The sequence below is a fragment of the Capnocytophaga felis genome (assembly GCF_009684755.1).
Taxonomy (GTDB): domain Bacteria; phylum Bacteroidota; class Bacteroidia; order Flavobacteriales; family Flavobacteriaceae; genus Capnocytophaga; species Capnocytophaga felis.
This window is the reverse complement of sequence record NZ_BLBC01000007.1, coordinates 59,237-83,209: the sequence shown is the minus strand read 5'-3', so window position 1 is coordinate 83,209 and position 23,973 is coordinate 59,237. Positions and strand designations below refer to the sequence as shown.

General features: G+C 35.9%; 20 protein-coding genes. 19 read left to right on the top strand and 1 reads right to left on the bottom strand.

What is annotated here, in order from left to right; all coding sequences use genetic code 11:
• Positions 1-52: 52 nt before the first annotated feature.
• Entirely contained in the window at positions 53-1,510 is a 1,458-nt protein-coding gene (locus tag GN105_RS06230) for an aminoacyl-histidine dipeptidase (protein WP_155284554.1), read from the bottom strand.
• 99 nt (positions 1,511-1,609) lie between these two features.
• Between GN105_RS06230 and GN105_RS06225 the strand changes: the two genes are divergently transcribed.
• The 19 genes from GN105_RS06225 to GN105_RS06135 all read left to right on the top strand — a co-directional run bounded on the left by GN105_RS06225 (position 1,610) and on the right by GN105_RS06135 (position 23,963).
• The gene (locus GN105_RS06225) at positions 1,610-2,653 is read left to right on the top strand and encodes a DUF3810 domain-containing protein (protein WP_155284553.1); all 1,044 of its coding nucleotides are present in this window, start codon (positions 1,610-1,612) and stop codon (positions 2,651-2,653) included.
• Between the two features lie 134 nt (positions 2,654-2,787).
• A complete protein-coding gene (locus GN105_RS06220; RefSeq protein WP_155284552.1) occupies positions 2,788-3,555 on the top strand; it encodes an alpha/beta fold hydrolase in 768 nt (255 codons plus the stop codon).
• A gap of 68 nt (positions 3,556-3,623) precedes the next feature.
• Positions 3,624-4,220: a ribosome biogenesis GTP-binding protein YihA/YsxC gene (yihA, locus tag GN105_RS06215; protein ID WP_155284683.1), complete on the top strand. Its 597-nt coding sequence runs from the start codon at positions 3,624-3,626 to the stop codon at positions 4,218-4,220.
• A gap of 8 nt (positions 4,221-4,228) precedes the next feature.
• The gene (locus GN105_RS06210; protein WP_155284551.1) at positions 4,229-5,452 is read left to right on the top strand and encodes a DUF3667 domain-containing protein; all 1,224 of its coding nucleotides are present in this window, start codon (positions 4,229-4,231) and stop codon (positions 5,450-5,452) included.
• A gap of 534 nt (positions 5,453-5,986) precedes the next feature.
• Positions 5,987-8,476, top strand: a complete 2,490-nt coding sequence (locus GN105_RS06205) for a DUF4982 domain-containing protein (protein ID WP_155284550.1) — start codon at positions 5,987-5,989, stop codon at positions 8,474-8,476.
• 160 nt (positions 8,477-8,636) lie between these two features.
• Positions 8,637-9,236 (top strand): DUF4254 domain-containing protein, encoded by a 600-nt coding sequence (locus GN105_RS06200; protein ID WP_155284549.1) that lies wholly within the window; start codon positions 8,637-8,639, stop codon positions 9,234-9,236.
• A 161-nt stretch (positions 9,237-9,397) separates the two neighbouring features.
• Positions 9,398-10,624, top strand: a complete 1,227-nt coding sequence (locus GN105_RS06195; RefSeq protein ID WP_155284682.1) for an HD domain-containing protein — start codon at positions 9,398-9,400, stop codon at positions 10,622-10,624.
• A gap of 219 nt (positions 10,625-10,843) precedes the next feature.
• A complete protein-coding gene (locus GN105_RS06190) occupies positions 10,844-11,845 on the top strand; it encodes an AAA family ATPase (RefSeq protein ID WP_155284548.1) in 1,002 nt (333 codons plus the stop codon).
• A 787-nt stretch (positions 11,846-12,632) separates the two neighbouring features.
• On the top strand, positions 12,633-13,316 hold the full coding sequence (locus GN105_RS06185; RefSeq protein WP_155284547.1) for a DUF6261 family protein: 684 nt from the start codon (positions 12,633-12,635) through the stop codon (positions 13,314-13,316).
• A 165-nt stretch (positions 13,317-13,481) separates the two neighbouring features.
• The gene (locus GN105_RS06180; protein WP_155284546.1) at positions 13,482-14,549 is read left to right on the top strand and encodes an AAA family ATPase; all 1,068 of its coding nucleotides are present in this window, start codon (positions 13,482-13,484) and stop codon (positions 14,547-14,549) included.
• A gap of 6 nt (positions 14,550-14,555) precedes the next feature.
• A complete protein-coding gene (locus GN105_RS06175) occupies positions 14,556-15,227 on the top strand; it encodes a DUF4276 family protein (RefSeq protein ID WP_155284545.1) in 672 nt (223 codons plus the stop codon).
• A 47-nt stretch (positions 15,228-15,274) separates the two neighbouring features.
• Complete coding sequence (locus tag GN105_RS06170; protein ID WP_155284544.1) at positions 15,275-16,141, top strand: DUF58 domain-containing protein; 867 nt, start codon at positions 15,275-15,277, stop codon at positions 16,139-16,141.
• A 111-nt stretch (positions 16,142-16,252) separates the two neighbouring features.
• Positions 16,253-17,854: a BatD family protein gene (locus GN105_RS06165; protein ID WP_155284543.1), complete on the top strand. Its 1,602-nt coding sequence runs from the start codon at positions 16,253-16,255 to the stop codon at positions 17,852-17,854.
• A gap of 15 nt (positions 17,855-17,869) precedes the next feature.
• Positions 17,870-18,871 carry a vWA domain-containing protein gene (locus GN105_RS06160; RefSeq protein WP_155284542.1) on the top strand — a complete coding sequence of 334 codons (1,002 nt, stop codon included), beginning with the start codon at positions 17,870-17,872 and terminating at the stop codon, positions 18,869-18,871.
• 56 nt (positions 18,872-18,927) lie between these two features.
• Positions 18,928-19,959 carry a VWA domain-containing protein gene (locus GN105_RS06155; protein ID WP_155284541.1) on the top strand — a complete coding sequence of 344 codons (1,032 nt, stop codon included), beginning with the start codon at positions 18,928-18,930 and terminating at the stop codon, positions 19,957-19,959.
• 52 nt (positions 19,960-20,011) lie between these two features.
• On the top strand, positions 20,012-20,881 hold the full coding sequence (locus GN105_RS06150) for a tetratricopeptide repeat protein (RefSeq protein WP_155284540.1): 870 nt from the start codon (positions 20,012-20,014) through the stop codon (positions 20,879-20,881).
• A 52-nt stretch (positions 20,882-20,933) separates the two neighbouring features.
• Positions 20,934-22,694 (top strand): BatD family protein, encoded by a 1,761-nt coding sequence (locus tag GN105_RS06145; protein ID WP_155284539.1) that lies wholly within the window; start codon positions 20,934-20,936, stop codon positions 22,692-22,694.
• Between the two features lie 12 nt (positions 22,695-22,706).
• A complete protein-coding gene (locus GN105_RS06140; protein ID WP_155284538.1) occupies positions 22,707-23,189 on the top strand; it encodes an imm68 putative immunity domain-containing protein in 483 nt (160 codons plus the stop codon).
• Positions 23,190-23,210: 21 nt separating this feature from the next.
• The gene (locus GN105_RS06135; RefSeq protein WP_155284681.1) at positions 23,211-23,963 is read left to right on the top strand and encodes a tetratricopeptide repeat protein; all 753 of its coding nucleotides are present in this window, start codon (positions 23,211-23,213) and stop codon (positions 23,961-23,963) included.
• Positions 23,964-23,973 lie beyond the last annotated feature (10 nt).

Genomic DNA, 23,973 nt, shown 5'->3' with positions numbered 1-23,973 from the left:
GAACTATTTCTTAATTGAAATAGTTCCTTTTTTAATCGTATCTCCTTCTAATTTAACTCGGAGTGTTTTTCAAAATTTCTAACAAATACTTCCAGAATTTTTGAACAGATTTGATATTTACTTTTTCATCAGGGGAATGTGCTCCTTTGATGGTAGGTCCGAAGCTAATCATTTCCATATTGGGGTAATTCTGCCCTAAAATACCACATTCCAATCCTGCGTGGCAGGCAACAACGTTTGGTTTTTCTCCGAAAAGTTTTTCGTATTGTTCTTTTAAAACTTTTAATATAGAAGCATTTACGTTAGGCTCCCAACCAGGATAACTTCCTGTGAATTCTACCTCAAATCCGGAAAGTTCAAACGCCGAACGCAACGCATTTGCCAAATCGAATTTCGCCGATTCCACTGAAGAACGTGTCAGACAGTGAATTTTAATTTCTCCGTTTTTAACAATTACACGAGCGATGTTGTTGCTGGTTTCCACCAAATCCGAAATACTTTTGCTCATTGCATACACGCCGTTATGAGCCGTGTAAATCGAGCGTAAAACTCCCTCCTGAACGCCCAATTCCATCACGCTATCAGGCAGATTGACATCTTCCAAAGTGATAGACAAATTAGGTTCCGTTACCTGCAATTCGTGCTTAATTACTTCGGTAAGTTGCTTAAATTCAAATTGAAACGCTTCATTCTGAACTTTATCAACCACCACAATTGCAACACTTTCCCGAGGAATGGCATTTCGCAGTCCGCCTCCGTTAATTTCGGCAATTCGTAATCCAAAGTTTTCAAATCCGTCAAATAACAAGCGGTTCATTATTTTATTGGCATTACCAAATCCTTTATGAATATCCATTCCGCTATGTCCGCCTTGCAATCCTTTTACAGCGATTTTGTAAGCAACAACATCTTGCGGAGTTTCTTCTTCATCGTATTCACGGAAAGCGGTAACATCTACACCTCCGGCACATCCTATGTCGATTTCGTCATCTTCTTCCGTGTCCAAATTTAAAAGAATATCGCCTTTTAGCAATCCGCCTTTAAGCCCCATTGCTCCTGTCATTCCCGTTTCTTCATCAATGGTAAAAAGAGCTTCGATAGCAGGATGAGCAATATCGGTACTTTGCAAAATCGCCATTATGGCTGCCACCCCGATTCCGTTATCAGCACCGAGTGTGGTTCCTTCGGCTTTCACCCAATCGCCTTCGATTTTCATTTTGATGCCCTCCGTGTCAAAATCAAAAACAGTATCATTATTTTTTTGATGAACCATATCCAAATGTGATTGCAACACGATAGTTTTTCGATTTTCCATTCCGTTTGTTGCTGGCTTTCGGATAATTACATTGCCAACATCATCTTTTATGGTTTCCAAACCTAATTTCTTTCCGAAATCCATCATAAAAGCAATTACTTTTTCTTCTTTTTTTGACGGACGCGGTACGGCATTCAAATCGGAAAAGCTCTCCCAAAGTGCTTGGGGCTCTAACTTCCTTATTTCTGTATTCATATCTGATAAATTTTTTAAAAACAATTATTGTAAAGTAAGGCTCAAAGTTAATGATAAAATTTATTATTTTTGCTTTCCGTACAAAATTATTTTAACAAGATGAAATATAAGTACATTTTTTATATCTTTTTTATCGGAATTTGGATATTACTGCGAAACTCACCTCAAATAACAGAGACTTTTTATAGCAGAAATATATATCCTTACATCGCAAAAACGCTTCATTTTGCTTTCGGTTGGATACCTTTTTCATTCGGAGACGTTTTTTATACCATTTTAGGAGGTTTTGCTGTATATTTTGTAATAAAAAACAGAAAAAAAATATGGAAAAAGCCCATTTGGTTTGCTGATAAAGCATTTTTATTTATTTTTATACTCTTTTTTTGCTTTTTTACGCTATGGGGTTTTAATTATTTTCGTATTTCACTATCGGAATCATTAAAAATAGACACAAAATATACCAAAGAAGCTCTTTTTCAGGTTACCGAAAAATACATTTTACAAGCTAATGACTTTCATAAATTACTGGCAGAAAATGATAGTGTAAAAGTCAATTTTCAAATAACACATCGCGAAATTTATGAAATTGCCCAAAAAAACTTTCCGCTTGATATAGAAAATATGACCGATTTTTCTTCCTTTAAAAGTATAAAACCATCATTGTACAGTCTGTTTTTGACTTATATGGGGTACAGCGGATATATCAACCCGTTTACCAATGAAGCTCAAGTAAACGGAAAGCTAATAGGCTACTCCACCCCCATTACCGCTTGCCACGAAATTGCCCATCAGATGGGATATGCCGCTGAGGAAGAAGCCAATTACATAGGATATTTAGCAGCCAAAAGCAGTGATAATTTATACTTTAAATATAGTGCTTCGATATTTGCTCTGCGTTATTTGCTTAACGAAGTATATAAATTTGCTCCCGAAAAATATGAAGAAATGAAAGCGAGGATACGTCCCGGAATCTTTCAAAATTATGCGGAAACTCGTAACTTTTGGAAGCAATATGAAAACAGAGCGGAGCCCGTTTTTAAGAAGAGTTATGATACTTTCCTAAAAGCCAACAAACAACAACAAGGCATTGAAAGTTATAATTTAGTAGTAGGATTGCTTGTCAATTCAGGTTTAAAAATATGATAATGTGAGTTTTACAAAACACAGAATCTTCTTTGTCAGAAAAAAATAACACTTTTTGAGAAAAAAGACATTATTTTTTTATGTCATTTCAATATAAGTAGTATATTTGCTTACGGATTTTTCAGCCAAAATTGATGATAACAGAAGTAAAAAAAGAGGGTAAATTTTCGTACATAGAACAAGGAGAAGGAACTCCAATTATTATTCTGCACGGGCTTATGGGGGGATTGAGCAATTTTGAAGGAGTCCTTTCATTTTTTTCAAAGGCAAACTATAAAGTGGTTATCCCCGAGTTGCCTTTATTTTCAATGCCTTTGCTAACAACATCTGTCAAAACCTTAGCAAAATTCTTACGGAAATTCATCAAACACAAAAAGTTTGAAAATGTTATTCTCTTAGGAAATTCATTAGGAGGACACGTAGGGCTTCTCTATACAAAAATGCATCCGCAGAATGTTAAAGCTCTCATTTTGACCGGAAGTTCAGGACTTTACGAAAGTGCTATGGGTGATGGCTATCCACGTCGAGGCGATTATGATTTTATCAAAAAGAAATGCGAGGAAGTATTTTACGACCCTGCCATAGCCACCCAAGAGATTGTAGATGAGGTTTTTCAGAATGTAAACGACAGAGGCAAGCTAATAAAAACACTGGCAATAGCAAAAAGTGCCATTCGCCACAATATGGCAAAAGATTTACCCAAAATGCATACGCCTACTTGCTTGATTTGGGGAAAGAACGATACCGTAACCCCGCCAAAGGTGGCTGAGGAATTTCATCAGTTATTGCCCAATTCTGATTTGTTTTGGATTGACAAATGCGGACACGCACCAATGATGGAACACCCTGATGAGTTTAACGAATTGCTAAACAGTTGGTTTCTCAAACAAAATATACATTAATTAAAAAAACGAAAAATCACTAAAACGGTGATTTTTTGCTTTTAATCCCATAAACTTTTAGAAAAATGATTATCACCAAAGCCGAATTTATCATCAGCAATTCCGATGTGAGTAAATGCCCTAACGAACCGCTTCCGGAGTATGCCTTCATCGGGCGATCGAACGTGGGGAAATCTTCGCTCATTAATATGCTTACCAACAATAAAAATTTGGCAAAAACTTCGGGCAGACCCGGAAAAACACAACTCATCAATCATTTTAAAATCAATAATAATTGGTTTTTGGTCGATTTGCCGGGCTACGGATACGCACGTGTGTCAAAAAGTACCAAAAAAGTATTTCAAAAGTTTATCACTCAATATTTTGAAAAACGTCATCAATTGGTTTGTGCTTTCGTGCTGGTGGATATTCGTCACGAACCTCAGAAAATAGATTTGGAGTTTATGCAATGGCTGGGCGAAAATAACATTCCTTTTGGAATCATTTTTACCAAAGCCGACAAGCTGAAACCTGCTGCTATTGAACGAAATGTGGAAGTGTACAAACAAATTCTGCTCGAAACTTGGGAAGAATTCCCTCCGTATTTCGTTACTTCTTCAGAAAATAAAACAGGAAAAGAGGAACTTCTGCAATACATCGATAATATCAACAAAAGTTTGAGATAATTTTCTGTATGAAGAAAAGAAAAAGAATATCCCAATGCCCGAATTGCCAAACGATGCTTTCGGTTAGGGATAATTTTTGCCCCAATTGCGGACAAGAGAACCACTATAATGATTTCTCCGTCAAAGAATTGTCAAACGACTTTTTTGGGTCATTCATAAACTTCGACAACAAAATCTGGAACACGCTCAAAACCATCTTCCGTCCCGGACAAATTACCAAACAATATATTGAAGGCAAACGCATTCGTTTTGTACCGCCTTTCAAGTTGTATCTGTTTTTTTCCTTCATTTTCTTTGTAATGATGAGTTTTTCTTTTCAAAAAGCCTCTCATTCCGATTTCACGAAAAGAATTTTCAACAGAATTAATAAAACCATCGATTCGGAAACACTAAATATCTCCGAAAAAGAATACAGTCAGCTTAAAAATGCCAATTCCGATGAAATAAAATCGTTTATCGACAGTGTTTTTACCCATAAAACAAAATGGAATCAAACAAAAAAAGAAGATTTCTACGATTTAGTAAATAAAAACGGATTTGAAAGCTTTCGAGTAGATGTTTCAGAGAATAATTTTTCTATCGGAACGCAAAGAAGTTTCCTTTCATACGATATTTTTCTTAAAAAAAGACCGGAATTTGACACTATTGAAATTGGAAGACATCGACTCACACGTCAGGAACTAAAATTAGTTTATGATGATAAATTCAAAATGGATTCTTTAATAACGGTAAAATGGAAAAATCTTGGGCGTTTTGAGCGGATTGAACTTCAAAATTTAATTTATAAGACGGGGATTTTTTCTTTCGGAAATATAACTCAAATGACTGAATTCATTGATAAACAAATCGGGAAATATTTATCAATTGTCTCTTACACAATTATTTTAATGATGCCCTTTGTGTCATTGCTCCTACTTGCTTTCTTCCATAAAAAATATAAAAAATTATACGTACATCTGATTCATTCCCTGCATTTACATTCAATTATCTATCTGTTTACCAGTATTTTTATGGGAATCTTTTTATATATAGGATTAAACACTTTGTTTTGGATATTATATGTACTTTTTATCATAGGATTGATGATGTATTTTATAATTTCAAACCGAGTTTTATATCAAGAAAGACGATTTCTAACCATTTTCAAATCAACAATTTTAGTTTTTATATATTTTGGGATTTCGTTATTCCTTACCATATACGTCGGATTTATTTCTGTTAGTTATATGTAAAGTTTTCAATTATTTCTTTTCTTCTTGAGGCTTATTTGTTTTGAAAATTAACTTCTTCAAAACAGATTTTTCTTAATTTCATTTTTTTTAGAACTTCATACAAAATAATCGAAGTAAAAACTAAAACATTATTGCTCATAACAATTTGAAAGATAATTTTAACTAAATAGTCAAAATCAAAAAACAATATGAAATTACTTTTAACTAAACAGTCAAAACTAAAAAACAATATGAAATAATCTTTAACTAAATAGTCAAAACTAAAAATAATATAAAATAATCTTTAACTAAATAGTCAAAAATAAAAAACAATATGAAATAACTTTTAACTAAATAATCAAAATTAAAAAACAATTTGGAATAACCTTTAACTAAATAGTTAAGAATTAAAAACATTATAATATTGATAATATTACAGATATAATCATCTGATTCATCGTTAAAAAGACTAAAGTTTTCCAACTCAAAATAAATTACTATCTTTGAGGTCTAAAAATTGACTGATAAAATGATAAACCGATAATTTTTAAGCCAATGAAAAATATATTTTTATCAACTATTTTAGTGGGAATGAGTTCCCTAAGTATTGCACAGACTTCGCAAACCCTCGAAAAGAATTGGAAGTTTACGCGTGAAGACAGCAAAAACTTCTCGCAAATTTCCGTAAATGACAAAAAATGGCAAAATGTAGTTGTACCTCACGATTGGGCTATCTATGGTCCGTTCGATATTGAAAACGATGTACAACGCACCGCCATCAAACAAGACGGACAAGTAGCTCCCATTGAGCATTCAGGGCGTACGGGGGGGCTTCCGTTCGTGGGTGTGGGCTGGTACAGAACCCATTTTGATGTAGCGGATTTCAATTCCGACAAAAAAGTGTTCATCAAATTTGACGGAGCAATGTCCAACGCCGAAGTATTCGTCAACGGACAAAAAGCAGGGCAGTGGCATCACGGATACAACACTTTTTTCTTTGATATTACTTCCTTAGTGAAAGAAAAAAACAATACGCTTGCCGTTCGTTTGGAGAATTTAACCCAACAATCGCGTTGGTATCCTGGGGCGGGATTGTACCGAAATGTGCATATCATCACCAAACCTAAAAACCACATTCCGATTTGGGGTGTGCAAATTACAACGCCTGTCATTGAAAAGAATTTTGCCAAAGTTGTGGTAAAAACCGAACTTTCCTTGGAGGTGAAACAAAATTATTTCGTTTTAACCGAAATCAAAAATAAAGAAGGGCAGGTGGTTGCCAAGCAAGAAACACATTTAACGAAATATGATGTAGGCAATGTAATTGAACAAGTTTTTTTTATTGATAATCCGAAATTGTGGGACATTGGGCAACCGAATTTATACACGGCAGAGGTTTCTTTGTATGAGTCTTGGGGCGATGTGTATTCAAATTCTGAAAAAGTAACGAATACTTTTGGTATCCGAAGTATTGAAATCAAACCCGCCGATGGGCTGTACCTGAACGGACGCAAAATCAAGTTTCAAGGGGTATGTATGCACCACGATTTGGGGGCGATTGGGGCAGCGGTCAATGAAGCGGCTATCCGTCGTCAGATCAAAATAATGCAAGATATGGGCGTAAATGCCATTCGTACGGCTCACAATATGCCTGCCCCAGAGTATGTGCGTATCGCCAACGAAATGGGAATGATGCTCGCTTTGGAAAGTTTTGACGAATGGGCAATTCCGAAGGTACAAAACGGCTATCATCTCTATTTTAAGGATTGGGCAGAAAAGGATTTGACCAATTTGGTGCGTCATTTCCGTAACGACCCCAGCGTGGTGATGTGGTTCATCGGAAACGAAGTGGAAGAGCAAAGCATTGAAGAAGGTGCCAAAGTGGCTCGATGGTTGCAAGATATTATCCACAAGCACGATGGCACGCGTCCTGTTTCCAACGGAATGGACAGACCCGACCACGTTTTCAAAAACAATATGGCGGCAACGATGCAAGTGGCAGGGTTCAACTATCGTCCGTTCCGATACCAAGAGGCGTACAAAAAATTACCGCAACAAATCATTTTAGGAAGCGAAACGGCTTCAACCATCAGTTCGCGAGGCGTTTATAAATTTCCTGTGGAAAGAAAATCAATGCCAAAGTATGAAGACCAACAAACCTCTTCTTACGATGTGGAGCATTGTGGTTGGTCAAATCTTCCCGAAGACGATTGGATTCAGCACGAGGATTTGCCTTACACCATTGGTGAATTTATCTGGACAGGATTTGATTATTTGGGCGAACCGACTCCTTATTATGTAGAATGGCCGGCACATAGTTCGTACTTCGGGGCGGTGGATTTGGCAGGGCTTCCCAAAGATAGATTTTATTTGTACCGAAGCCATTGGAACAAAGAAGCCGAAACGCTACACGTTCTACCGCATTGGAATTGGGAAGGACGCGAGGGCGAGGTAACTCCGATTTTCGTTTATACGAATTACCCTTCGGCGGAAGTTTTCATCAACGGAAAAAGCCAAGGCAAACGTACCAAAGATTTGAGCATTCCGCTTAACGGAAGTTATACCAAAGAAGCCCAGCAATCGTTTGAGCGTCAGAAACGTTATCGCCTAATGTGGTTGGATACCAAATACGAAAAAGGCGAAGTGAAAGTGGTGGCGTATGACAAAAACGGAAAAGCCGTTGCCGAAAAAGTGATAAAAACCGCAGGAAAACCGCATTCTTTGCGACTTACAGCTGACAGAAACATAATTTCTGCTGACGGAAAAGACCTTGCTTTCATCACAGTAGAGGCGGTAGATAAAGACGGAAATGTATGCCCTACAGCTGATTTTTCGGTTCAATTCAAAGTGAGCGGAGCAGGAAGTTATCGAGCCGCAGCCAACGGTGATGCTACTTCATTGGAGCAATTTCACCTGCCGAAAATGAAACTTTTCAACGGAAAATTAGTTGCCATTGTACAGTCTTCCGAAAAGGCAGGAACAATCACTTTCAAAGCCGAGTCAAAAGGAGTGAAAGGAGCAGAAATTAAACTGAAAACAGAATAATCTAAAAACTCAAAAGAAGGTTTCTCAAAAAAGGGAAACCTTTTCTGTTTCAGGTTAATTTTTTACTAAAAATATGTATTTTGGCAAAAACATATCTTGAATTTCTCAAATTTTAGAAATTTCAAAAATTAATTCTATCTTTGTAAAAAATAATCTGATTATGTTTAGTGAAAGAGCTTTTAAAGTTTTCGAAGAAAGTATCAACAAATATCATATCTTAGATGATGTATATCAGCCATTTGAAAACCCTTATCCTTCCAGAAGTATTGAGCATTTACTCTACCGAAAAAATTGGATTGATACAGTGCAATGGCATTACGAGGATATTATTCGTGATCCTGAAATTGACCCCGTAGCCGCATTGGATTTAAAACGTAAAATAGACGCTTCAAATCAGGATAGAACTGATACTGTGGAATATATTGATAGTTATTTCCTTAATCTGTACAAAAATGTTAAACCTCAAATCAATGCTACAATAAACACGGAAAGTCCGGCTTGGGCAATTGATAGATTATCAATTCTTGCTTTAAAAATATACCATATGCAAGAGGAGGTAAATCGTCCTGAAGCATCAACTGAGCACAAAGCAAAATGTAAGGAAAAACTTGACATTCTTTTGGAGCAGAAAAAAGACCTTTCACTGGCTCTCAATCAACTTTTGGAGGACATTGAAGCGGGCAGAAAATATATGAAAGTATATAAACAAATGAAAATGTACAATGATGAGGAACTTAATCCGATTTTGAGAAAAAAATAATCTCATTATAAACAATTTATAAATATTGACTTTGGTGAAACTTATACTTTTGCCAAAGTTTTTTGTTTTGAATCATAAATTAAAAATTAGTGAGCAACTCTCGTTTGCTTTCTACTTGTGAAATTCATTGATTTTCCGTAAGTTTGCGAATTAATTTTTCAATTGTGAAAAGAAACAAATTAAAAATCATCAATGACCCTGTTCACGGATTTATTCACATTCCCAACAGCCTTATCTTTGACCTAATAGAACACCCTTATTTTCAACGATTACGACGCATTACTCAGATGGGATTATCCTATTTAGTATATCCCGGAGCGAGGCATACGCGGTTTCAGCACGCATTAGGATGTATGCATCTGATGCAAAAAGCTGTTGAAAATCTTCGCTATAAAGGAATTGAGATTTCCGATAAAGAAGCAGAAGGACTTTATATTTCCATTTTATTACACGATATTGGTCACGGACCTTTTTCTCACGCAATGGAACACAGCATCGTGAGTAACATAGCACACGAAGAAATTTCATTGTTGTTTATGCAAGAACTTAATCGTGAATTTAAAGGAAGATTGGAAGTTGCCATCGAAATTTTCAAAGGTAGTTATCCTCGTAAATTTTTGCACCAACTTATTTCAAGTCAATTGGATATGGATAGGTCAGACTACCTAAAACGTGATAGTTTTTATACTGGTGTGGCAGAAGGAAACATCAATCCGGAACGAATCATTTCGATGCTCAATGTCAGAAATGATGAATTGGTTGTTGAAGAAAAGGGAATTTATTCAGTGGAGAAATTCTTAGTAGCCCGCCGATTAATGTATTGGCAAGTATATCTTCATAAAACCAGCGTTGCCGGAGAACAACTACTAATCAGAGTGTTAAAACGTGCCAAGGAATTAGTTAAAAGCGGAGAAAGCCTGCCGATGTCAAACGCATTACTGTTTTTCATTCAAAATAAGATAAACAAACAGCAATTCAGTAAGGATATACTCAATAAATTCGCTCTTTTAGACGATACCGACATCATTTCGGCGATGAAAGAATGGCAATTCCACCCTAATTTCGTACTTTCAAAATTAAGCAAGATGATTTTAAATCGCGATTTGCCAAAAGTAAAATTGCAGAACGTACCATTTGATGCTGAAAAGACCTTAATTTTATATGAAAAGGTTTCTTCTGCTTATGGAATATCAAAGGAAGAGGCTGCATATTTTGTGTTCTCGGACAAAATCTCAAACACTGCATACAATGCACAACAACAAACAATACATATTCTAACTAAAAAAGGCAAAATCATAGATGTTATTAAAGCATCTGACCAGTTAAACTTAGAAGCACTGTCCGAACCCGTTGTAAAACATTATCTTTGCTATCCGAAAGATGTATAAATAACGTATTTTCATATCCAAAAACAAGAAAAAAAGCCTTATGTAATATGTATTATTTAAAGACAATTATTTTTAACAATTCATTGTTTTTAAAAACAGATTAAACTTTTAGAAAAAATTTAACATCAAACACAGAAAATATTCATAACTTGCGTGCATCTATAACGTAATAAACACATTATTAACAAAACGAACTTAATACAGACATATTTTTTTATTATGGAACATAGAACATCAGTTGATATCAGCCAAATCAACGAACGAATTGAACGGGAAAGCGTTTTTATTGACGCACTTACTAACGAAATGAACAAAGTCATTGTTGGGCAAAGGCATATGGTGAACGCATTGCTTATCGGATTACTCGGAAAAGGGCATATTTTGCTCGAAGGGGTGCCGGGACTTGCAAAAACACTCTCCATCAACACTTTGGCGAAGGCAGTTCACGGAAGTTTTAGCCGCATTCAGTTTACGCCCGACCTACTTCCCGCCGATGTTATCGGGACAATGACCTACAACATCAAGCAAAATGAATTTTCCATCAAGAAAGGACCTATTTTTGCTAATTTCGTACTGGCAGACGAGATAAACCGAGCCCCAGCTAAGGTACAATCCGCTTTGTTGGAGGCAATGCAGGAACGACAGGTAACCATTGGAGACTCAACCTTCAAACTTGATGCCCCGTTTATGGTAATGGCAACGCAAAACCCCGTAGAACAAGAAGGAACTTACCCACTTCCGGAGGCACAAGTAGACCGTTTTATGCTGAAAACCGTCATCGATTATCCGAAACTCGACGAAGAACAACGCATTATGCGTGATAACTTGCTAAATACGCAAACAATCGTTAATCAAACGGTATCGCTCGAACAAATTCTGCGAGCACAACAAGCCGTTCGGGAGGTGTATATGGATGAAAAAATCGAAAAATACATCTTGGACATCATATTTGCAACGCGTTATCCTGAAAAATACGGTTTGTCGGAGCTAAAACCACTCATTAGCTTCGGTGCTTCACCTCGTGGTAGCATCAATTTGGCAATGGCATCGAAATGTTATGCTTTCATCAAGCGTCGCGGCTACGTGATTCCGGAAGATGTACGTGCTGTGGTGTTCGATGTACTCCGTCATCGTATTGGAATTACTTACGAAGCCGAATCCGAAAACATCACTTCGGTTGAAATCATTCACAAAATTGTCAATACCATTGAAGTTCCTTAATCAAAAGACACAAAACAACACTATTTTCCCGACGAGACAGCCTATTTTAACACAAAAACAAACAAACATCAACTCGGAATCATAATATTTTCTGAAAGAACGAACGATTACAGACTCAAAACACAAAGTTTTCACGACCGATATGAAGTTCACCAAAACTTTTGAATTTAAATATGATGAAATCAGAACGTTTTTCAGGCTATTCACACAATGTTTAAACATAAAAACAAACAACATCTTTAATACAGAAGAATGATTTAAATTAAACATCAAAAGCAATACAATATGAAGTTGGACACATTCAATATTTACCGACACCGGAAATCATTATAGCAACCTTATTTTTCAGAAATAAATTAAAAAAACAACAAAACACAAACCTATCTGAGACAAACAACATCACAAAGACAGAATTATCAGAATAATTTCACAAACAAAAATAGAACAGTTATAGACTATAAACAATCACGTTTCATATAAAATTATCGCAAAAACAGAGTATAACTCATCTGTAAAAATACAAAAACACAAAAATTACAGAATACATATTACGCATTAAACTCAAATATTAAAAAACTTACAGAACATATAAAACATATTTGAAAATAAAAATATGTAATTTATACTCTATAATGAAAATATATCAAAATAAAAATAAACAAAACACAATCTGTTTGTATTTTATTTTAAATCAACAGAAACTGATTTTCAATATAATTTGGTATAATTTTTGATTATGTAGAAGTAATTTTTAGCGTAATATAAACACAATTAAATTTGAAATCATATGGAAATACAAGAATTAACCTTACGTACCATTGCAAACGGAGCACATTTTGCATTTCATAATCAAGTTTTAAACTTTGTGGAGACCGATACACTTGTTTCTGAAAAGGTTCAAAGGCTGTTAAGTCCTTACAAAGCTGCAATCGCAAAGGAAAAGGAAGCGATGAATCAATCTCAAAAAAGTTTTAAGACCGATGAGATTAAAATTGCCGATAAAGAACGTGATAAACTCTATATGGGATTCAAAAGTGCTGTTGCTGCATTTGGTTCTGTGCCTGATACGGACATAAAGGAAGCTCAAAAAAGACTTTCACAGTTAATCAAAGATTACGGCATCAAAACTTCAATGCAACTCGACAAGCAAACAGGATTGCTCGTGAAGTTCATTGAAGAATTAGAGACCAAATACGCTTCCGATGTAGAGGTTTTAGGGCTGAAAAAGATTGTTACTCCTTTAAAACAAACCAATGACCGAGTGGTAAACGGAATGTCGGAACGTGATGAGGAGAAAAAATCAGGAAAAAAGGGAACGATGAAGGAAGCACGTAAAGAGGTCGATACTATTTACAGGCAATTGGTAAAACTCATCAACGCTCTTGCCATCGTGGAAGGCGAAACCGAATACGTAAATTGTATCACAAACATCAATAGCATCATCACACGTTACAAACAAAGAGTGATATAGTCTGTAATACAATATTTTATTATTATAAACAAAATCAAAATTAATAAAAATAAAAACGTATTGACTTCGTTTAGCCTGATAAGCAATCTTTTTATAAAGATTTGATATCATACTATAATGAATCTGACAAAGAATGACAAGGAATTACCATAAATTAAAGTAAGAATGAAAAGAATAACGATAAAAGGTTATAAATCCATTCGGGAACTTTCCCTTACAATGCAAAACATCAATATTTTTATTGGTGCTAACGGCAGTGGTAAAAGTAATTTCTTGTCATTTTTTGACTTTTTAAAGCAGATTTATCGTAGAAATTTGCGTGAATATGTTGCCCTGAAAGGAATTGACACCTTTTTACATAAAGGAGATAAGATTACGCAAGAAATTTCAGCTAAATTGGAGTTTGAAAATACCAATGCGTATTCATTTACTCTTAAAAAAGGAGATGATAGCTTCATATTCACAGAAGAAGGACTATGGTATGATAATATACATTTTATAAATCCTATTGATATTGCATCTTTTAATACAGAATCTAATTTGTATTATAATAATGCCCCCAGAGCAAGATATATAGAGAACTACATATCAGGATTGAAAAAATATCATTTTCACGACACAGGTGAGCATTCCCCCTTTGGAAAAGCTTCTAATGTGGAGAATGACAAGTATTTTCTGTATGAAAAGGGAGAGAATTTAGCTGCATTCTTATTCGATATACAACATAAACATCCTGTTTCGTATCAGTTTATTGTCAAAACCGTGCAGAGTATTGCTTCGTACTTCTTCGATTTCTTCCTGAAACCTGAAAGTAATGGAAGTATCAGACTAAAATGGCGTAGTAAATATGCTGACACAGTATATGGTGTGAATGATTTGTCAGACGGAACGATACGTTTTATTGCGTTGGCAACCTTGTTCTTACAACCTCAACTTCCGGAAGTCATTATCATAGATGAACCCGAGTTGGGACTACACCCAACTGCCATTGCTAAGCTGTCAGGTCTTATCAAATCAGTAGCGAAAAAAGATGTTCAAGTGATTATCGCAACTCAATCAACGGATTTAATCAGTCATTTTGAACCGGAAGATGTCATTACCGTTGACCAAATTGATGGTGAGAGTCATTTTCAGCGATTAAAGTCAGAAGAATTGCAAGTTTGGTTGGAAGATTATACCCTTGACGACCTATGGAAACGTAATATCATCACCAAAGGGCAGCCTAATTTTTAAGACTTGATGAAACGAATTATCATAATATGTGAAGGACAGACCGAACAAGAGTTCGTTCGGAAAATAATGTATCCGTTTTTTATCGGTAAGCACATTATTCTGGATGCTCCCTTGATAAAACACTCACGAGGTGGGATGGTTGATTGGCAATTGTTAAAAAAACAGATTGAAAATCATCTAATACAAGACAAAAATAGCATCGTCAGTACATTTATTGATTACTATGGGCTTCATTCCGGATATAAATTTCCGGGTTGGGAACAAGCCAAACGTATAACAGATAAAAACCTAAAGTTAAAACATCTGGAAATGAAAATGAAAGCTGGTATTTCAAGCGATTTACAACACCGTTTTATTCCATATATGCAATTACACGAATTTGAAGGCTTGCTTTTCTGTGAAAAAGAGGTATTTTTACAAATAATCCCGACCGATGAACTCATTGGCAAGGACGAGTTAGCCTATATCTTTGCTAATTTTGATAATCCTGAGATGATAAATGACAAGAAAGAGACGTCTCCGTCACATCGTTTGGCAAGAATTATCAAGGGATACGATAAAGTAGTGTATGGAAATATCCTTGCAGAGACTATCGGACTACATCGCATACGCAATAAAGCACCCCGATTTAATAACTGGATTGAAACACTGTCAAAAATAGAATGTTATAGTCTATAATTAGGATAAATATTTGTAATACGAATTATTTATTAATTCAAAACAAAATGGACACCAAAGAAATATTAAAAAAAGTACGGAAGATTGAGATAAAAACGCGTAGGCTTAGCGATAATATATTCGGGGGAGAATACCATTCTACCTTTAAAGGACGTGGAATGACTTTTTCCGAAGTGCGTCCGTATCAATATGGTGATGATATTCGCTCAATTGACTGGAATGTTACGGCTCGCTATAACGAACCTTTCGTGAAAGTCTTTGAAGAAGAACGCGAACTTACCCTTATGCTGATGGTGGACGTTAGTGGAAGTGAACTTTTCGGAACTTCACAGCAATTCAAAAGCGAAATGATTACTGAAATTGCCGCGACACTGGCTTTCTCGGCTCTTCAAAACAATGACAAGACCGGACTCATTCTGTTTTCCGACCAAATAGAACTGTATATCCCTCCCAAAAAAGGAAAATCACACGTTTTGCGTATCATTCGTGAGCTTATTGAATTTGAACCGAAGAGTTACAAAACAAACATTGCCCAAGCGTTTCAGTTTTTGAGCAGTGTAATGAAAAAAAAGGCGATTGTTTTCGTGTTATCCGATTTTATGGACAGAAACTACGAAAAACCGGTTCGTATTGCCTCACGTAAGCACGATGTTACGGGCATTCGGGTCTATGATGCAAAAGAAACGACCTTACCTAATTTGGGCTACATCACGGTAAAGGATGCAGAAACGGGCGAATTACTGCTGGTCAATACCAGTTCAAAAGCAACACGGCTCGAATACGAGAAACATTATCGAGAAACGGTATCTTATTTTGAACATTTACTGCAAAAATCAGGAGCAGGCACCGTAAGTTGTCGTTGTGATGAGAGTTACACACAGAAACTATTAGGATATTTTAAACGAAGAGGGTAGTTTTTCAATAAAGAATGAACAATTAGCAATGAAGTAAGAAAATTCTTCAATAAAAAAGGAAGAATAAATGATAAATTAGAGAAAGATTTGGACGAATAATGCAAAAGCAGAATGAAAAATAAGATTTTATACGCTCTGTTGCTATTGGTTTCGGGCTTAAAGGCACAGGAAATTCAGTTTGAAACCGACACCAAAGAGATAAAGATAGGAGAACAAATAAAATACAAAATATCCGTAGAGGCATCGGAAGGAGAACCTGTTTTGTTTCCTGACGGACAAACCTTTATGCCGTTGGAAATGGTCAGAACCTCCCCTACTGACACCATTAGCAAAGGAGAAAAAATACGTTTAGAGAAGGAATACTTCTTAACCCAGTTCGATGCGGGAAATTACACCATACCTCGCCAACGAATCAGCATAAACTCCAAAGATTTTTATACGGATTCACTCCGAATTGAGGTACACTCAATAGCGGTGGATACCTTAAAGCAGCCATTATATGACATCAAGCCTATAATGGAGGTAACTCCGCCTAAAAGTATGAATTTATGGCTCTGGATCGGCTCCGTTATAGCCGTGATTGCTCTGGCTTTGCTCATTGTTTATTTGGTAATGTTCCGCAAGAAACAAATTTCGGAAACGGAAAGAATAAAAAATCTCCCGCCATTTGAACGTGCCATTGAAGAACTTAAAAAATTACAAGAATCCAAGTATCTTATAGAGTCAAAACACAAAGAATATTACTCGGAACTGACCGATATTATCCGAAACTACTTGGAAGATGAAGTGCATATATCCGCCAAAGAAAGTACCAGCGATGAATTGTTAGAAAAAATTCATCTTCTTCAAGAAAGCGGAAAACTTAATCTTACGCTTGAAACCATTTACAATCTGAAAAGGGTATTGCAAACCGCCGATTTGGTAAAATTCGCAAAAAGTAAGCCTGAAGATACTATTGCGGAATATGACCGAGAGACTATCAAAGATGTGGTTGTAAAAACAAAGAGTGCAATTCCTGAAGTTTCCGAGAATATTGACAACTCCGACAAACAACAAATCGAAATTTTACAGAAGAAAAAACACAAAAAGAAAAAGATTACAAATATAGTTGTAGCGGTAACAGCTGCCATCCTTGCCGGAGCTTTGGCTTACTACCTTACATATAACTTCTTTGGCGGTAATTATATTGAGAAAATCAGTAAAACCGAATGGGTAACAAGTGATTACGGGTATCCCATTACAGAGCTTTCGACTCCAAAGATATTAACCCGTAGGCAGATAATCGATATTAAAGGCTTTAATGAACAGATAAAAAAACAGTACGTGTTTGATTTCGGGAGCATTAATTCCGAATTGTACATTATGACCAGCGTTATTACCTTCAAGCAAACGAGTTCAGACCAGAATATCAACTTAGACCCTGATATGGTTAATGAAATCGTACTTTCACAGTTAGATGCAGCCGGAGCCAAGAACATTACAACCCTTAAAGAGGAATATACTGCTCCAAACGGGGTGCAAGGGATTAAAGTTTCGGGCAAAATGAAGCTGAACGATGAGAGAAATCAAAAAACTTTCGATGCTAATTATGAATTATATAGCTTTACGGAAAATGGAGCCTTACAACAACTGCTCATTACCTATGTTGATACCCCGCAGGCAAAAGAAATTGCTCAGCGAGTATTGCTTTCCATTAACTTTAAACGCGATTGATAAAGAAATTTACTTATGTTCAAAGATATAACTTTTGCAAATCCGACCTTTTTTTGGCTATTGTTGCTCATTCCGCTGATGATTTTGGCTTATTTCTTCTGGAATAAAAAGTCAAGAGCCTCGCTTACGGTCTCAACAACCAGTGCCTTTAAAAAAATGACCTCTTGGGAAAGCAGATTATACCATTCCTTATTCGTTTTAAGAATATTGGCAATAGTTTTAATCATTATCGCCTTGGCACGCCCCCAAACACGTTCGCATTCGGCAAAGACCAAAATCACAGACGGTATAGACATTGTTATGGCAATCGATGTTTCGGCAAGTATGCTCTCACAGGATTTAAAACCAAACCGTTTCGAGGCTTTAAAAAAGGTGGCTTCGCAATTTGTAAAAGACCGCATCTCCGATCGCATCGGATTGGTCATCTATTCGGGTGAAAGCTACACCAAAACACCGGTAACCAGCGACAAATCCATTATATTGAATGCCCTTAAAGAACTTACTTACGGACAGATTGAGGACGGAACCGCCATAGGAATGGGACTCGCAACAGCAGTTAATCGTCTAAAAGACAGTAAAGCCAAAAGTCGCGTGATTATCCTGCTTACCGACGGGGTGAACAACAGTGGTTTCATTGACCCGCAGACCGCAGCGGGAATAGCAGCGGAATATGGCATTAAAGTTTATACCATAGGCATTGGTACAAACGGTATGGCTCTTTCTCCATACGCCCTGAACGCCGACGGGAGCATTATGTATCGGATGCAACAGGTCGAAATTGATGAGCAACTAATGAAAAATATTGCCAAAACTACCGAAGGACGCTATTTTCGTGCCACAAACAATAAAAAATTAGAGGAAATATACGCTGAAATCAACAAGATGGAAACCACAAAGATTGAAGAATTTAAATATACACAGGTTGATGAAAAGTTTCGGCTTTTGGTTATCATTGCAGGATTGTTACTATTGGTTGAGTTTTTGCTCAAACACACTCTTTTCAGGAATGATATTTAATTCGTTTATCTTTCTTCACTAAAAAAATTGCAATATCTTATTTCAAAATAACAATTATGATACATATTGATGAAAAGATATATTTATGGTTTATTCCCATTATAGTATTGATGTTTTTTGTTTTCGCATTATCACAAATTCGAAAAAGAAGAAAACAGAAACATTTTGCCGACGAACATCTTTTAAAACGTCTGGCTCCCAATCGTTCCCGCTTCAAATCTTGGGTTAAGTTCAGTTTATTGGCTGTTGTCATCATACTTCTGTGTGTTGCATTGGCAAACCCGAAAATCGGCACGAAAATTGAGACCGTTAAGCGTGAGGGCGTAGATGTTGTCTTTGCCATCGACGTATCAAAAAGTATGTTAGCCGAAGACGTAGCTCCCAATCGCCTCGAAAAAGCCAAACGCTTGGTATTTGAAACGATGAACGAGCTAAAAGGCGACCGCATCGGGATAGTTGCGTATGCGGCGAGTGCTTATCCGCAGCTACCTTTAACCACTGACCACTCGGCAGCGAAAATGTTTTTGCGAAGTATGAATACCGATATGCTTTCATCGCAAGGCACGGCTATTCAGGAAGCAATCCGAATGGGAAGCAGCTATTTCGACGAAGGTCAGCCTACAGCACGCATTCTTATTATCATTTCAGACGGAGAAGACCACGAAATGGGAGCAGCGGAAATTGCAACAGAGGCACTAAATCAAGGAATTACCATCTACACCATCGGAGTAGGGACGGAAAAAGGGGCACCCATATCAATTAAGGAAGGAAACACACAAACCTACAAACGCGACCGAAACGGAGAGGTGGTCATTACCCGCCTAAACGAAGAATTACTACGGCAAATCGCCCAAAATGCGGGAGGAAAGTATATAGACGGAAACAATACCAAGCAAGCCGTTGAGCAAATCGTGAAAATTTTGGACGGAACCGAAAAAAGTGAGTTTGAAACACAAAAGTTTGTGGACTACAAAGACCAATTTCAATGGTTTTTGGCAGGAGCATTATTTCTTTTGGTGTTAGATTTGTTTATTTTTGAGAGAAAAACATTATGGGTTAAGATGTTAAATCTGTTTAATGAATCATAATATTACATTTTCACCCATTCTTTTATGAATTATCATATATTTTAGAAGAAAAATGAAACGAAATTTATTTTACTACATAGTATTTTTGATAGGATTTACTTCTTTTGCACAGAATAATAACGAAATTCAATCGGTAAAATCAAAAGAAATATCAAAAAAATATACACATAAAGGCAATGACGCACTGAAAAACGACCAACCCATACAAGCCGAAGTGGATTATCGCAACGCTATTGCCAAAAACAAGGATAATGGTGTAGCTCAGTATAATTTAGGTACGATGTACTATAAACAAAAAAGCTACGATGAGGCTTTTACACGTCTGAAAAACGCATCAACTTCCGGTGAAATGAGCAATGAAGAAAAGCATCAAATATTTCATAATATCGGAAATACCTTTATGCAGGAAAAAGCATACGATAAAGCTGTACAGGCTTACAAAGAGGCACTTCGTAATAACCCCACCGATGAACAAACTCGATACAATCTGGCAGTAGCACAAGACCTATTAAAGAAAAATCCGCCCAAACCTGAGGAAAACAAAGACCAAAATAAAAACAATCAGCAAAATCAGGATAATAAAGACCAACAAAACAATCAAAACAATAAAGATAAACAAGACGAAAAAGACAAAAACAACGATAAAAACAAAGAAAAAGACAATCAAAACAAACAAAATCAAGACGAAAACAAGCAAAATCAAGATAAAGACCAAGGAAAAGAATCCAAAGCCCCTAATCAAGATGGGAAAGACAAAAACGAAAACAATGAAAGAAAAGGACAAAATCGACCTTCTTCATTATCACCTCAACAAATGGAACGCATTTTAGAGGCAATGAACAACGAAGACCAAAAAACACAAGAAAAAATCAATGCACAAAAAGTGAAAGGAAATCGTTCAAAATCAGAAAAAGACTGGTAGCGAGAAAATAATATACTAATGAAAAGCAGACTAAGCTAAAAACACAATGAAGATGAAATACCGCATATTATTTTTTATTAGTTTTGTAATCAATCTATTACACTCACAAAATATAGAATTCACTGCCAAAGTAAGTAAAGAAACTTTGGGAGTAAATGAGCGTTTACGAATTGAATTTTCGATGAACAAAAATGGAGATAACTTCACCCCGCCAAATTTCAAAGATTTTTCGGTTGTGATGGGACCTTCTCAATCCGTTTCCGAGTCGTGGATAAACGGAAAACGTAGTTTTTCAAAAACTTACGGGTATATTTTACAACCCACAGCCAAAGGAAAATTTACCATTGGGCAAGCTACCATTGAAATTGATGGAAAAACTTACAAAACAACCCCCATTCAAATAACTGTTACAGAAGCTGTCAGCTCCCCCTCAATAAATAAAACTACCAACGATGTAGCCAAGGACAATTTGTTTTTGGTTGCGGAAGTTTCAAAACCAAATCCATACTTGAATGAAGCTGTAAGCATTGTTTACCGTCTTTACGTTGGTGGGCAAGTAGCTTTAAATGATTTACGTCAGGTAGATAATCCCAAATATCCGAACTTTTGGAGCCAAGAAATCCGACTGCAAAGCTACGAACCGGAAAATTGTACCTATGACGGCAAACCTTTCCGTTGCATTGTAGTGAAAAAGGTGGTGTTGTATCCGCAAAAATCCGGAAATATTACCCTTGAGCCTCTCACATTAGATGCTATCCTGAGTATACCCACTACACAACGCGACTTCTTCGGAAGACCCATTATGGAGCAAGTGGCAAAGCGGGTAACTTCCGGTAACAAAAACCTAAATGTGCGAAATTTACCAGAAGCTGGTAAGCCGGAAAACTTTTCGGGAGCTGTGGGAGAATTCTCTTTCAATGTAACAACCTCTAAAACAACGCTTAAATCCAACGAAAGTTTACAAGCGAAGGTGGAAATTTCAGGTAGCGGAAATCTTAAATTGTTTGACATACCAAAACTTACCTTCCCTACCGCTTTGGAAGTATATAATCCTGAAAAGAAAGATAATATAACCACCTCTATCTCAGGAATGAGAGGGCAAGTCAGTGAATTTTACACCGTAGTTCCTCAGTTTAAAGGAAAATATCCTGTTGCAAGCGTGTCATTTTCATATTTCAACCCAAGAACTGAAAAATATGAAACTTTAAATTCTGACGAAATATGGATTGATGTTACTGAAGGACCAACAGGAAGCAGTCAAAACTCTTCAAGCAACGTTGTTAAGCAAGATGTTAAGACACAAGGCAACCAATTCCGCTTCTTACAACTTAATTCTGATTTACAACCTATTGGAAAAAAATTATTTTTCGGTTCAACAAACTATTATTTATGGTTATTTTTACCTTTGCTCTTAATCCCAATGGCTTTGATTCTGTGGAAAGCCAGACAAACAAGGGCCGGAGATATTGAAGGAAATAAGGTCAGAGCCGCCAATCGATTGGCAAAGAAATACTTGAGTGAGGCTAAACGAAAACTAAACGATAAAAACACATTCTATGAGGCATTAGAGAGAGCTTTACATAATTATCTGAAAGCCAAACTAAAAATTGAAACTTCGGAAATGAGTAAAGAAAAAATATCGGAATTACTTTCACTTAAAAATGTAAGCCAACAAACCATTTCTGAATTTTTAGGATTGCTCAAAAATTGTGAAATGGCACGTTATTCCCCATTTGACACCGTTTCAATGGAAAACGATTATCAAAAATCGGTTAAAATTTTATCCGAATTAGACAAGCAAATAAAACACTAAAAATTTGAAAATATGTCATATATAACTGATTTATGGAACGAATGGGTTAGCGATGATGCTCTATTGTTATTGGATTATTTTAAGTGGAAAAATCAAAAAGAGTTCACTTTATCGGAGATAATAAGGGACATTCATTTAGAATCTGTTATTGAGAAAAAAACATTCAAAGATGGAGATTTGTACTACAAAGAAAGTGAAGATTTCATTCCTCATTTTAATTTATCTACCTCCGTTTTAGTCAGCTTAGCTATGATTTTATCAGAAAGCCTTAAAGAAGGAAAGTTTACAATGAAAAATGAGGATAATAGCTTTCCTTATGACATAACTATCCGAATAATTGCGACAAAAGAAGAAGTACAACTCATAAAAACTTGTTTGGATTACTTCATCAATAATGTAACTGAATTTGAAGAATATGAGTTCATTGAAAGTTATGCAGATGATTATTTGAATGACTGCCGAAAAATCTCAAATGAATTATCAAAATTTTATTAGTCACAAAAATGTAATATTATGATGAAAAAATATATTTTTCTTGCTATATTATCCAACCCTCTTTTACTTTTCTCACAAAACAACGATGCTCTTTTCTCACAAGCTACTGAAAGCTACAATTCTGGGAATTTTCAGAAAGCTGTAGAGAGTTATATGTCCATTTTAGATTCGGGATTTGAATCATCGGCATTGTATTACAACTTGGCGAATGCACATTACAAACTCAATCACGTACCCGAAAGTATTTATTATTATGAAAAAGCGTTGAAACTCAATCCTGAAAATGAAGATGCTAAAAATAATTTGGTTTTTGCTAATCAAATGACCGTTGATGCCATTACGCCTCTTCCGAAAACGTGGTTCAAGAATCTTTCTGATTCCATAGTTTCACTATTTTCATTAAGCACGTGGGCAATTTTTCCCATCATCGGAGTATTTGTGTTCGTAATTAGCTTCTTATTATATTATTTTCTGGAAAAAACCATCTTCAAACGCCTTTTCTTTACAACAATGTTACTCGGGCTAATTTGTAGCATCGGAACATATTTTATTGCTGATTTTCACAGAAAAAATATCGAAAATGAGAAATATGCTATTTTGTTTGAAAAAACAGTTCGTGTATTCTCTGAACCCAATGCTTTCAGTGCAGAGGCTTTTTTATTACACGAAGGCACAAAGGTTGAGATTATTGAAAGTTTAAATGATTGGGTAAAAATAAAATTAGCTGACGGAAAAATAGGTTGGGCGAAAGAAAGTACTTTAAAATTTTTATAAGTACTTTCTT